Source organism: Burkholderia sp. F1 (genome assembly GCF_050813845.1).
GTDB classification, from domain to species: Bacteria; Pseudomonadota; Gammaproteobacteria; order Burkholderiales; family Burkholderiaceae; genus Burkholderia; species Burkholderia ubonensis.
On sequence record NZ_CP172422.1, the window covers coordinates 1,585,809 to 1,597,831 of the forward strand.

Here is a 12,023-nt window from a genome sequence, read left to right on the forward strand (position 1 = left end):
GGGTCGCGTGACTTTCATCAGCCGGGAAACGAACGGGCAAGCTGCTTAGGCAGTTCGCCCGCATCCGCATTCCGGCGTCGTCGCTCAGGCAAGATCGAAGCGATCGAGATTCATCACCTTGACCCACGCCGCGACGAAGTCGCGAATGAACTTCTTTTCGCCGTCGGCGCTCGCATAGACTTCCGACAGCGCACGCAGCACGGCGTTCGAACCAAACACCAGATCGACGCGCGTACCCGTCCACTTCAGCTCGCCCGTTTGACGGTCACGCCCTTCGAACACGTCAGCCGCCGAGACCGGCTTCCATTCCGTGCTCATGTCGAGCAGGTTGCGGAAGAAGTCGTTGGTCAGCGTTTCGGGCCGGCTGGTGAACACGCCATGTTCATTGCCGGTGTGAACGTTCAGGACACGCAGGCCACCGATGAGCACCGTCATCTCGGGGGCGGTCAGCGTCAGCAATTGCGCCTTGTCGACCAGCAGGGCTTCGGCCGGCACCGCGAACTTGCCCTTGAGGAAGTTGCGGAAGCCGTCGGCGGCCGGTTCGAGCACCGCGAAGGAATGCACATCGGTCTGTTCCTGCGAGGCGTCCGTCCGGCCGGGCGAGAACGGCACACTCACATCATGGCCTGCTTGCTTCGCCGCGTGCTCGATACCGGCGCCGCCAGCCAGCACGATCAGGTCGGCCAGCGAGATCTTCTTGCCACCGAACTGCGTGCCGTTGAACTCGCCCTGGATGCTTTCCAGGACTTTCAGTACCTTCGCCAGCCGCCCGGGCTTGTTGGCTGCCTAGTCTTTCTGCGGTGCGAGGCGGATGCGCGCGCCGTTGGCGCCGCCGCGCTTGTCGGAGCCGCGGAATGTCGAGGCCGACGCCCACGCCCACGCCGTGGACACGAGCTCGGCCACCGAAAGCCCCGAGGCCTGAATCTTCGCCTTGAGCGCGGCAACGTCCTCGCCGTCGACCAGCGGATGATCGACGGCTGGAACCGGGTCTTGCCAGATGAGTTCTTCCGCCGGCACGTCCGGCCCGAGGTAGCGGGCGCGCGGCCCCATGTCGCGGTGCGTGAGCTTGAACCACGCGCGTGCGAACGCATCGGCGAACACGTCGGGGTTGTCCATGAAGTGACGCGAGATCTTCTCGTATGCAGGATCGAAGCGCAGCGAGAGATCGGTGGTCAGCATCGTCGGCAGCAGCTTCTTCGACGGATCGTGCGCGTGCGGAATCGTCGGCTGCGCATTCTTTGCCACCCACTGGTGCGCGCCCGCCGGGCTCTTCGTCAGTTCCCATTCGTAGCCGAACAGGTTCCTGAAAAAGCTCATGCCCCACTTCGTGGGCGTGTCGCTCCACGTGACTTCGAGGCCGCTCGTGATCGTATCCGCGCCTTTGCCGGTGCCAAAACTGTTCTTCCAGCCAAGCCCCTGCTGCTCGAGGCCGGCGGCCTCGGGTTCGGGACCGACGTTGTCGGCCGGACCGGCGCCGTGCGTCTTGCCGAAGGCGTGGCCGCCGGCAATCAGCGCGACGGTTTCTTCGTCGTTCATCGCCATGCGCGCGAAGACCTCGCGGATGTCGTGCGCCGCCGCGACGGGATCGGGATTGCCATCCGGACCTTCGGGGTTCACGTAGATGAGGCCCATCTGCACCGCGGCGAGCGGATTTTCCAGGTTGCGAGCGGGTTCGCTGCCGTGTTGCGGTTCGTCGGCCGCGTCCTTGCCGTAGCGCAGATCGCCACCGAGCCAGGTCTTCTCGCTGCCCCAGTAGACGTCGCGATCCGGCTCCCATGTGTCCTCGCGACCGCCGGCGAAGCCGAAGGTCTTGAATCCCATCGTCTCGAGCGCGACATTGCCGGTGAGAATCAGCAGGTCGGCCCAGGAGATCTTCTGGCCGTACTTCTGCTTGATCGGCCAGAGGAGGCGCCGAGCCTTGTCGAGGCTCACGTTGTCCGGCCAGCTGTTGAGCGGCGCGAAACGCTGCTGGCCGCGCCCGGCGCCGCCGCGGCCGTCGCCCATGCGGTAGGTGCCGGCGCTGTGCCAGGCCATGCGGATGAAGAGGGGGCCGTAGTGGCCGAAGTCGGCGGGCCACCAGTCCTGCGAGTCGGTCATCAGGGCCGCCAGATCCGCCTTCACCGCGGCGAGATCGAGGCGCTTGAAGGCCTCGGCGTAGTTGAAGCTCGAATCAAGCGGGCTGGATCTGCTCGAGTGCTGGCCGAGCAGATCCAGCCGCAATTCTGTTGGCCACCAGTCACGATTGGACGTGCCGCCGCCGGCAGCGTGGTTGAACGGGCACTGCCCTTCCTTCGACATAAGCACCTCTGTGTGAGGACGTGAGGATGTATCGTCATGCGCGCAGGACTCGCCGGGGCCGATCATCGCCCGTGCTGCGAGCCGCGCAAACGGACACTTGCACAACGCTTGAGCGTTTTTCAGCAAGACAATATGCCCCCCGAAGGGGGCTGGCGGGCGCCGGGAGGCTGTCGCCCTGGCGCTCGTGGCGCTTACCCGCGCACGAACGCGAGCAGATCGGCGTTGATCGTGTCGGCGTTGGAGGTGGGCATGCCATGCGGGAATCCCGCATAGGTCTTCAGCGTGCTGTTCCTGGCCAGCTTCGCCGACAGGAGGCCGGAATCGGCATAAGGGACGATCTGATCGTCGTCGCCATGCATCACGAGAACCGGGATCGTGGTGCTCTTCAGGTCTTCGGTGAAGTCGGTCTGCGAGAAAGCGACGATGCCGTCATAGTGGGCCTTGGCGCTGCCCATCATGCCCTGTCGCCACCAGTTCCAGATGACGCCTTGCGACGGCTTCGCTCCGGCGCGGTTGTAGCCGTAGAAGGGGCCTGCCGGAACGTCGTAATAGAACTGCGCCCGGTTCGCCGCGAGCTGGGCCTGGAGGTTGTCGAACACCTCCTTGGGAAGGCCGCCCGGGTTGCTCTCGGTCTTGACCATCAGCGGCGGGACCGCGCTGATCAGCACGGCCTTGGAGACGCGGTCCTCGCCATGACGGGCGACGTAGTGGATGACTTCGCCGCCGCCCGTGGAATGGCCGACGTGGATGGCCCTCTGCACGCCGAGGTGCTTGACCACGGCCGCGACGTCGTCGGCATAGTGGTCCATGTCATGACCGTCCCAGACCTGGCTGGATCGCCCGTGGCCGCGACGGTCATGCGCAATGACCCGGTAGCCGTGCGACAGGAAAAAGAGCATCTGGGCATCCCAGTCGTCCGCACTGAGCGGCCAACCGTGATGGAAGAAGATCACCTGCGCATCGCGCGGACCCCAGTCCTTGTAGAAGATCTCAACGCCATCCTTCGTTGTGACGTATCCCATGGTCTGTACTCCTGTTCAATATGTAAGTTGGCAAATCAGTGACGTGTTCGATGATCGTTGCTGCTCGGTAGGGTTCTGCTCCTTTCATGATGGTGACTGTCGAGACGGCAACATGGCTGGAGACATGTTGCCGGTGATACGCAGGCCCGGGTCACCATTCGCTCGGGCCTGGTGGAGGCGCATCATCTTCCCGGACCGGACCTGGTCCGTGTTTACGATGCTCTCCTTCGGATAGGCTTTGTTGAGACAATTCGACATGTTCGAGCGGTCAGGGAACGCTTGCTTGTCGAACAAATCCACCGTGTTGCCTCGCGTAGTCATGAGCCAACTTTAGGATTAAAGTCAACGTTAATGTCAATAGTTTTTTGGGGTGTAGTGTGAGAATTGGAGAGTTGGCGAAGCTCAGCGGCCTGACGGCCTCCCGTATCCGCTTTTACGAGGCGGCTGGATTGATCAGGGTGGTGGAGCGCAAGGCGAATGGCTATCGCGAGTACCCTCCGGAAGCGGCGTGGATCCTGGGGATCATTTCCATCGCCCAGAATGCGGGGTTCTCGCTCGAGCAGATCCGGCATCTGCTGCCGGTCGGGCCAGGTGCCTGGCATCATGACGCGCTACTGGATGCCCTCAAGCAGAAGGTGGCCGAAATCGAGGACCTTCAAAAGCGCCTCGTGCAGAACCGCGCGCAACTGCTCGTCGCGATCGAGAGCATCGAGAACAGGCCTGACGGAATCAATTGCGCCGATAACAAGAAGCGCGTGCTGGACCGCCTCCGCGAAGCAGGGGGCGCGTCGGCACTGGACAAGCTGGACGGCTCCGACCTCGGCTGATCCTCGTGCCAGCCGGGAAAACTTGCAGGGCTGCGAGAACACCTGCTTTCTCGGCGCGTCGGAACATCGACCGGGTCATCGGCCCCCGGTCCCTCGATGAGCGGCTGCAGGCCCTGCGTTAAATCCCCCTTGTCCCGATGAGGACAACCGCACCGATCCGCATCCGGGTGCTTGACCTTAAAGTCATATTCAATCTTAGAGTGGTTGCTGCTGGCTGTTAATCGGCATGCCTTTGGGGGCTGCCCGCCGGTTCAATCACCGAGAGAGGTCAACGAATATGGATAAGCGGTTTACACAGGTCGAATTCGGGACACACAAGGTCGAAGTGCCCGCGGGCGGATACTACGACCGTTTCCGGATGAATCCGAACCTCGATGAGGTGGCACGGGATCCTGCCGCAGGCAATATCGATTTCTTCCGCAGGATACCCAAGCAACTGGTGTCATCGAGAGTCGGCCCGACCTGGGCGCCGAACTTCTACTATCGCTCGAGCAATATTCAACTGCTGTTTCTGGCCCCTCTCGCCCGGTTGCGGGCGATGCTGCCGATGCCGCTCGAGCCCTTGAGGGCGTTTCCGGGCTACGGGCTGGTGGCGCTGACCTTTTTCTCCTATTCGGTTTGCGATAACGACCCCTACGACGAAGTGTCCGTTGCAGTGGTGATCCGCCGGCCTGGCGCGCGTGGTTCCCATACGATGGAACTGCTCGATTCGATGCGACGCCGCAGCTTCTTCGCGCATGTGCTCGCACTGCCCGTCACCACCGAGATCGCGCGGGTGCGTGGCGTGCATGGCTATCAGTTGCCGAAATGGCGCACCGACATCGACGTGAACATCGGCGCCGACGTGAAGGCCAGCATCGCCGGCCCCGGCGGCAAGCCGGACTTGACCCTGAGTGCGCCGCTGCCGGCCTTGCGCAATGTCGCACCGCAGTCGCATATGGGGACGACGACCATGATCAACCGGATCGACGGGGAATGGCACCAGACCTCGGTGCTGACCAACATGTTGTCGTTCGCCCAGCGCCTCTTTCCTAAAGACGTCAAGCTGTCGCGCCATGGCGGCCCGCTGAGTCAATTGCTCGATGGGCTGGGCGCTTCCACCATGGTCCGCCTGGACGTGGTCAAGGACGCGCAACTGGTCCTGAATCTGCCGACGCGGTTGAAGACTTTCGATTGCGTCGGCGCGTGACCGGGGAGCGTCGTCTAGCTGACGACCATCGGCCCCGACACACAACGCAGGGTTCGGCAGGCTCAGGGTCTGCGTCTGACAAACGGACCGGATGAATTTGAAAAAAAGCGGAATTGCCAGGATGTCGCTGGCGATACGCGGATATTGGAGAAGCCAGGCATGAAGGTCATGGATCAAGGGGGAGCGGTCCGCCCGGGCGAAGAGCTTGACGTAGAGGCTGTCGATCGATGGCTTAAGGCGCAGGACAGCAGCCTGTCCGGGCAGCCCAGGATCACCCAGTATTCCGGCGGCGCGTCCAACTGGACCTACCGGCTCGAGTACGGCAACCGCGACCTCGTCCTGCGGCGTCCGCCAGCAGGGACCAAGGCGGCGGGCGCGCACGACATGGCGCGCGAGTACTCGATTCAGAAAAGTCTCAAGCCGGCATACCCCATGGTGCCTGACGCCATTGCCCTGTGTCAGGACCATTCGGTGATCGGCTGCGACTTCTATGTCATGGAGCGCGTCGCCGGGATCATTCCGCGCGCGAACCTGCCCCGTGAACTCGATTTCACGGCGCCGCGTGTGCGTGAACTGTGCCTGAACGTGTTGGACCAGCTAATCGCCCTTCACCAGACGGATTACCAGGCGGCCGGGCTCGGTTCGCTGGGCAAGGGGGCTGGCTACTGCAAGCGTCAAGTCGACGGATGGGATAGCCGCTACGAGAAGAGTCTGACCTGGAACGTACCGCGCTTTCGAAGCGTGCGTGCGTGGCTGAGGGCAAATACGCCGGAGGACAGTCGTACCTGCATCATCCATAACGACTGGCGCTTCGACAACGTCGTTCTGTCCGCTCAGGAACCCACCCGGGTGATCGGGGTGCTGGATTGGGAGCTTGCCACGCTGGGCGATCCGCTCATGGACCTCGGCGCCATGCTGGCCTACTGGATACAGGCCGACGACAACTTCCTGATGCGGGCGGCGCGGCGTCAACCGACCCACTTGCCGGGCATGCTGACGCGCAGGGAAGTAGTCGACTACTACTTCCGCAAGACCGGCCTCAAGGTCGACAACTGGGTGTTCTACGAAGTCTTCGGACTGTTCCGGCTGGCGGTCATCATTCAACAGATCTACTACCGCTATCACCACAAGCAAACGAACAATCCGGCATTCAGGCATTTCTGGCTGATGGTTCATGCACTCCATCGACGCTGTCGGCAACTGATCCGCCAGGGCAACGGAGCTCGATCATGACGCGCGTCATTCTGGTACGTCATGGTCAGGCTTCCTTCGGCGCCGCCGACTACGACTGTCTCTCCGCCAAGGGACTCGAGCAGGCCGGGCATCTCGGCAAGGTACTGCGCGAGCGTGGCGAAACAATCGACGCCCTGTGGTCCGGAACGCTCCAGCGTCACCGGCAAACTGCGGACGGGTTGCTCAAGGGTGCCAATTGGGCACTTGAGCAGCACTGTCTTGCAGGTTTCGATGAGTTCGACCACCAGCAGGTGATCGTCCGTTACGAGCCTCGCTATATCGACCACAAGGTGATGATGAGCGAACTCGCCGCCGCACATGACCCGCGAGATGCATTTTTCAGCATGTTTGGCGCCGCGCTGGCGCGTTGGTATGGCGGCACTGCCGACGGAGACTACGACGAACCCTGGTGCCGGTTCCAGTCGCGCTGCCTGGCCGCATTGGCGCAGGTGCTGAACCGGGCCGGGCCGGACGAGACGCATCTGGTGGTGACCTCGGGCGGGGTGATCGCGGTGCTTGTTCAGGCAATGCTCGGCCTTGGCGATGCAGCCGCGATGCAGGTCAACTGGACACTGGCCAATGCCGGCATGACTGCAATACAGGCAAGCGGTCAGCACACACGCCGGCTCATGACCCTTAACGAGTATTCGCACTTTCACGGCGACCGTCAGCATCTGCTGACCTGGCGCTGAAGGATCGAACCGGACGAGATCGAAATGAAACAGCAATCCAGGACTGTCCTGATTACCGGTGCCAGCTCGGGGCTGGGAGCCGGCATGGCGCGGAAATTCGCCGCACGCGGCTACAACCTTGCGCTCTGTGCGCGACGCACTGAACGACTTCGGGAACTGGAGGCGGAGCTATGCGGAACGTTCGGCGTACGCGTTGAGGTCAGGGCGCTCGACGTCAATGAGCACGACCAGGTGTTCGCCATATTCGACGAGTTTGCGCAGATGTTCGGTCGGCTCGACCGGATCGTCGTCAATGCCGGGATTGGTGAAGGGCGACGCATTGGTACCGGCCATTTCACCACCAACCTGCGAACCGCCGAAACCAACTTCATAGCGGCCCTTGCGCAATGCGAAGCGGCGGTGGGGATTTTCCGAAAACAGAACAGCGGGCATCTGGTGGTCATCTCGTCCATGAGTGCAAAGCGCGGCCTGCCCAGGCACTTGACTACCTACGCGGCAAGCAAGGCAGCAGTGGCCCACCTTGCCGAAGGCATTCGCGCCGAGTTGCTGAGTACACCGATAAAGGTGAGCACGCTGTTTCCCGGTTATATCCGCACCGAACTCAACGCGGGAGCGAAAAAATTGCCTTTCGAGATCGACGAGGATCTCGGCTGCCACTACATGGTAAAGGCCATCGAGCGCGAACCGGACGAGGCCTGTGTCCCTCGCTTGCCGTGGGCATTGGTGGGCGTGCTGATGCAAACGCTGCCGCTACGCTGGGTGGCGCGCTTTAACTGAGGGGATACGCCTAAATGCCAAGGTAATTTCAATCAGATCGAGGAGCATCGAGAACATGAAGATAGGGGAACTGGCGGAGCGCACTGGCCTTACCCCTTCGCGCATCCGCTTTTACGAACGCATCGGCCTGTTGACGGCGGTCGAACGCCAGCCAAACGGCTATCGGACCTATCCGCCAGAAGCAGTGCTGGTGCTCGGACTGGTCGCGACGGCACAGAAGGCCGGCTTCAGCCTCGACGAGATCCGCATGCTGCTGCCGCCCGACCTCGCGCAGTGGCAGCATGGCCCGCTGCTCGAAACGCTCCGTCGCAAGGTGCGGGACATCGAGGAAATGGAGGCGCGGCTTGCGCAGAGCAAGGTGCACCTCGTGTCGCTGATGGCGGAAATCGAGGCCAAGCCGGAGAAAATCGACTGCGCCGCCAACGCGACGCGCGTGTTGTCGCGGATGCAGCGGGGGGCGATCGGCGACCCGGCCCCTGCGACCGGCGTCGTCAAGGCAAGCCGGCGCCGATCGGTCCGGACAAGCTAGGCAGTATGCACTCCGCAATGTAAAGGCTGGCCTGCGGTCACAGGTCACAGAAGCGCGGCGACCTGCTCGGCTGTCGCTTTCGCGGATTGCGGGTTCTGGCCGGTCACCAGGCGGCCATCCGTGACGACCTTCGACGTGAACGGCAGCAACGCTTTCTCGTAGAGTGCGCCGCGTCGCACCATCTCCTGCTCCGCGTTGTAGGGCACCTTCTTCGCGACCCCGGCCAGCACTTCCTCCACCCACGAGTAGCCGGTGACCCGGCGGCCGGCAACCAGCAGCGTGCCGTCGGTCAGCTTCGTGTTCAGCAGGCCGCAGTAGCCGTGGCAGACGGACGACACGATCCCGCCACGCTCGTAGATGTCGCGCGTGATCCGCTGCAGCCCCGCGTCGTCGGGAAAGTCCCACATGACGGCGTGCCCGCCGGTGAAATAGATCGCATCGAAGTCCGCCGGATCAATCTGGTCGGGCCGGGCTGTGGTCGCCAAAAGCTGCTGGCGGTCCTTGTCGTTCAGCCACGCCTTCACGGAGGCATCGGCAAGCGGCCATTTCAGGGAGCGGGGTTCCAGAGGGGAAGCGCCGCCCTTGGGACTGACGAGACGCTGGTCATACCCTTTCCCGGCGAAGACGTGCCAGGCATGGGTCAACTCCGACAACCACAGGCCGGTTGGCTCGGACTGGTCCGCATAATTGGCGACATTGCTGACGACGTGAAGTATGCGTTTGGTCATGCTGGACACCCCCTCTTCATCGGTCACGGGCGGCAGTCGTGGACATGCCGCCTCTGGTCTGACGGCAGAAAACATACCCATGGCCACGATACGCTTGCCATGGCCAACCATAACCTTCAAGTGAAGCCCAAGGTCAAGGCCTTTTTGCCTGCGTTCGCCCGGGCCGTGCTTCGTCCAGCACCAGCCCATCCAGCAGCGTCGTCAGGGCATCCTCGATAGCGTGATCACCCACCTTCGCCGGCACCAGCCGGCCATCGATCGCGAGCATGGTCAGGCCGTGCAGATGCGCCCAGCAGGCGGTCGCCTGACCTAGCGCCGAGCGCCGGCGGATCGTGCCCTCGCCCTGGCCCCGCTCCAGCACGTCGATCACGAGCAGGAAGGGGGCCTGCGCGCGCGGATCGAGGTGGATGTCCGACGGCTCCCCGGCATCCGCCGCGAACATCAGGCGATACAGGTCCGGGCGCTTGACGCCGAAGTCCAGGTGCGCATAGGCCAGCGCCATCAGGTTCACGGGCGCATCCAGCGCGGGATCGAGCGCCGCGTCCAGTTCGTCGCGCAGGCGGTCGAACCCGATCAGCGCCAGTTCGCGCAGCAATGCGGCCTTGTCCGGGAAATGCCGGTAGGGCGCCGAGTGGCTGACATTCGCCCGCCGGGCAATTTCGCGCAGCGTGAATTGCCAGCCCTGCTGCTCCTGCAACGTGTCGAGGGCCGTTTCGATGATCACGCGCCGCAAGTCGCCGTGGTGATACGGCTTCTGCTCGGCGCGCGCTTCCGACGTCATTTCATGTGCTCCCAATCGATGTTGACAGAGAACACATTGTGCTCCTATCATCGTTTCGCATCAAGTTGACGCTGTCTACATTGCAATTACCTCATGAGGTGCAAGATGACCATTCCTGCCGAACCCGGCCACGTAATTGATGCAGCGGCGTTGCTGGCTCGCCAGCGCAGCGCTTTCCTCAGGGAGGGCCCGCCGAGCCTGCATCAGCGCAAGGCGCGGCTCGCCCGGCTGCGCGCCGCTGTTCTTGCTTGCCGCAGTGAAGTAGAGGAGGCGATCAGCGCCGATTTCGGGCATCGCTCGCACCATGAGACCGGCATCATGGAACTGGTCGGCGTGATCCAGTCGATCGACTACCTGAGCCGCAATCTGCGCCGCTTCATGAAGCCCGAGCGCCGGCATGTCGGCCTGTTCTACCGCGCCGGCCGTGCTCACGTGGAATACCAGCCGGTAGGCGTCGTCGGCGTCATGGCGCCGTGGAACTACCCGTTCTCCCTGACGATCATCCCGCTGGCGACCGCGCTCGCCGCCGGCAACCGCGCGATGCTCAAGCCGTCGGAACTGACTCCGCGCACCAGCGAGGTGATCCTGCGAATGATCGCGGACAGTTTCTCGCCCGACGAAGTGGCGGTCGTGCTCGGCGGCCCGGAGGTCGGCGCCGCGTTCAGCGGCCTGCCGTTCGACCATCTGCTCTTCACCGGCAGCACCCAGGTGGGTCGCAAGGTCATGAAGGCGGCAAGCGACAACCTCGTGCCCGTGACGCTTGAACTGGGCGGCAAGAGCCCCGCGATCGTCGCGCGCGGCCATGTCGATGACCGAACGCTCGGCAGCATCGTCTTCGGCAAGCTGTCGAACGGCGGCCAGACCTGCGTCGCGCCCGACTACGCGCTGGTCCATGAAGACGACCTCGAAACGTTCGTCAAGCAGTACGACGCGGCGGTGGCCCGCTGCTATCCGGACGGGCCGACCAGCAAGGACTACACGTCGATCGTGAGCGACCGGCATCTCGACCGCCTGAAAGGCTTGATCGAGGATGCCCGGCGCAAGGGGGCGCGGGTGATCGAGGCGGGCGTGAGTCCGGAGCGCGCTGCTACCCGGCTGCGCACGCTGGCTCCCACGCTGGTCGTCGGGGCCACCGACGACATGGTGATCATGCAGGAGGAGATCTTCGGTCCGGTCCTGCCGGTGCGCACCTATCGCACGATCGACGAGGTCATCGACTTCGTGAACGAAAGGCCGCGGCCGCTCGCGCTCTATTACTTCGGCGCCCGCGACGCCGACTGCGAGACGCTGCTGAAGCGGACCACCTCCGGCAATGTCGGCATCAACAACACGCTCATGCACGTCGCGCAGGACGATCTGCCGTTCGGGGGCGTCGGGCCGAGCGGGATGGGCGCGTACCACGGCGTCGAGGGCTTTCGCGCGATGAGCCACGCGAAGGGGGTGTTCGTCCAGGGGCGCTGGAACCTTCCGGGCCTGCTGCGCGCGCCGTTCGGCAAGTTCGTGGATCTGGCGCTCTCGGTCACGCTCGGGAAGCGTCACGGCCGGCCGGCAAGCTACCCGGCTCAGGCCGGGCGCTGAGCCTGATTTGTCGCCGCTGTTTGACGGGGCGCTGCAGCAGCGGGCGTTGGCAGACCGCCGGTTCGATTCTGCTTGATGGGTTGACGAGGCGACCTGCAGGATGGCCGCTTCGATGTCGGTTTCCGTGAACGCACGCTGCTTCTGGGTGCCTGGCGACGATGCCTTGATCGTGCTGCCGTGAGGTATAGCCTGACCGGTACGGCATACCTGAATGGCCTCGATGCCGAGGCATATTTCGCCTACGTGCTTGAGCGCATCGCCGACCAGCGACTTCGATGCCCTGCGCGTTTCGCGCCAGGTCATTGCTGCCCGTTTTGTCCGCGTTCGGGCTGCGTAACTCAGGACCTCTGGAAGGCGAGAAACGGAGGG

10 protein-coding genes and 2 pseudogenes are annotated in these 12,023 nt (G+C 63.5%); 8 read left to right on the forward strand and 4 right to left on the reverse strand.

Annotated features, from left to right (window positions below; all coding sequences use genetic code 11):
• Positions 1 to 84 precede the first annotated feature (84 nt).
• Both katG and ACFIMZ_RS26125 read right to left on the reverse strand, forming a co-directional pair.
• Positions 85 to 2,298 (reverse strand): annotated as a pseudogene (gene katG, locus ACFIMZ_RS26120) (catalase/peroxidase HPI).
• Positions 2,299 to 2,489: 191 nt separating this feature from the next.
• Positions 2,490 to 3,320, reverse strand: a complete 831-nt coding sequence (locus tag ACFIMZ_RS26125) for an alpha/beta fold hydrolase (RefSeq protein WP_431825169.1) — start codon at positions 3,318 to 3,320, stop codon at positions 2,490 to 2,492.
• Between the two features lie 377 nt (positions 3,321 to 3,697).
• Between ACFIMZ_RS26125 and ACFIMZ_RS26130 the strand changes: the two genes are divergently transcribed.
• From ACFIMZ_RS26130 to ACFIMZ_RS26155, 6 genes are all read left to right on the forward strand, one after another.
• Complete coding sequence (locus ACFIMZ_RS26130) at positions 3,698 to 4,147, forward strand: MerR family transcriptional regulator (RefSeq protein WP_431825170.1); 450 nt, start codon at positions 3,698 to 3,700, stop codon at positions 4,145 to 4,147.
• A gap of 277 nt (positions 4,148 to 4,424) precedes the next feature.
• On the forward strand, positions 4,425 to 5,336 hold the full coding sequence (locus ACFIMZ_RS26135; protein WP_431825171.1) for an acetoacetate decarboxylase: 912 nt from the start codon (positions 4,425 to 4,427) through the stop codon (positions 5,334 to 5,336).
• 159 nt (positions 5,337 to 5,495) lie between these two features.
• Positions 5,496 to 6,569, forward strand: a complete 1,074-nt coding sequence (locus ACFIMZ_RS26140) for a phosphotransferase family protein (protein WP_431825172.1) — start codon at positions 5,496 to 5,498, stop codon at positions 6,567 to 6,569.
• Positions 6,566 to 7,261 (forward strand): histidine phosphatase family protein, encoded by a 696-nt coding sequence (locus ACFIMZ_RS26145; RefSeq protein WP_431825173.1) that lies wholly within the window; start codon positions 6,566 to 6,568, stop codon positions 7,259 to 7,261. The genes ACFIMZ_RS26140 and ACFIMZ_RS26145 overlap by 4 nt, the downstream gene beginning before the upstream one ends.
• 24 nt (positions 7,262 to 7,285) lie before the next feature.
• Entirely contained in the window at positions 7,286 to 8,038 is a 753-nt protein-coding gene (locus ACFIMZ_RS26150; protein WP_431825174.1) for an SDR family oxidoreductase, read from the forward strand.
• A 55-nt stretch (positions 8,039 to 8,093) separates the two neighbouring features.
• On the forward strand, positions 8,094 to 8,567 hold the full coding sequence (locus ACFIMZ_RS26155; protein WP_431825175.1) for a MerR family transcriptional regulator: 474 nt from the start codon (positions 8,094 to 8,096) through the stop codon (positions 8,565 to 8,567).
• Between the two features lie 44 nt (positions 8,568 to 8,611).
• Here ACFIMZ_RS26155 and ACFIMZ_RS26160 read toward each other — a convergent pair whose 3' ends face one another.
• A complete protein-coding gene (locus ACFIMZ_RS26160) occupies positions 8,612 to 9,295 on the reverse strand; it encodes a type 1 glutamine amidotransferase domain-containing protein (protein ID WP_431825365.1) in 684 nt (227 codons plus the stop codon).
• Between the two features lie 133 nt (positions 9,296 to 9,428).
• Positions 9,429 to 10,076, reverse strand: a complete 648-nt coding sequence (locus ACFIMZ_RS26165) for a TetR/AcrR family transcriptional regulator (RefSeq protein WP_431825176.1) — start codon at positions 10,074 to 10,076, stop codon at positions 9,429 to 9,431.
• A gap of 105 nt (positions 10,077 to 10,181) precedes the next feature.
• On the opposite strand from ACFIMZ_RS26165, the gene ACFIMZ_RS26170 reads away from it, so the two are divergent.
• A complete protein-coding gene (locus ACFIMZ_RS26170) occupies positions 10,182 to 11,654 on the forward strand; it encodes a coniferyl aldehyde dehydrogenase (RefSeq protein ID WP_431825177.1) in 1,473 nt (490 codons plus the stop codon).
• A 165-nt stretch (positions 11,655 to 11,819) separates the two neighbouring features.
• Positions 11,820 to 11,922, forward strand: a pseudogene (locus ACFIMZ_RS26175) (transposase domain-containing protein); the annotation flags it as partial.
• Between the last annotated feature and the right edge of the window lie 101 nt (positions 11,923 to 12,023).

Coding starts and splice junctions, on each gene's coding strand:
- ACFIMZ_RS26135 (WP_431825171.1), top strand. CDS start 4,425: ATGGATAAGCGGTTTACACAGGTCGAATTCGGGACACACAAGGTCGAA.
- ACFIMZ_RS26125 (WP_431825169.1), bottom strand. CDS start 3,320: ATGGGATACGTCACAACGAAGGATGGCGTTGAGATCTTCTACAAGGAC.
- ACFIMZ_RS26140 (WP_431825172.1), top strand. CDS start 5,496: ATGAAGGTCATGGATCAAGGGGGAGCGGTCCGCCCGGGCGAAGAGCTT.
- ACFIMZ_RS26160 (WP_431825365.1), bottom strand. CDS start 9,295: ATGACCAAACGCATACTTCACGTCGTCAGCAATGTCGCCAATTATGCG.
- ACFIMZ_RS26155 (WP_431825175.1), top strand. CDS start 8,094: ATGAAGATAGGGGAACTGGCGGAGCGCACTGGCCTTACCCCTTCGCGC.
- ACFIMZ_RS26150 (WP_431825174.1), top strand. CDS start 7,286: ATGAAACAGCAATCCAGGACTGTCCTGATTACCGGTGCCAGCTCGGGG.
- ACFIMZ_RS26145 (WP_431825173.1), top strand. CDS start 6,566: ATGACGCGCGTCATTCTGGTACGTCATGGTCAGGCTTCCTTCGGCGCC.
- ACFIMZ_RS26165 (WP_431825176.1), bottom strand. CDS start 10,076: ATGACGTCGGAAGCGCGCGCCGAGCAGAAGCCGTATCACCACGGCGAC.
- ACFIMZ_RS26170 (WP_431825177.1), top strand. CDS start 10,182: ATGACCATTCCTGCCGAACCCGGCCACGTAATTGATGCAGCGGCGTTG.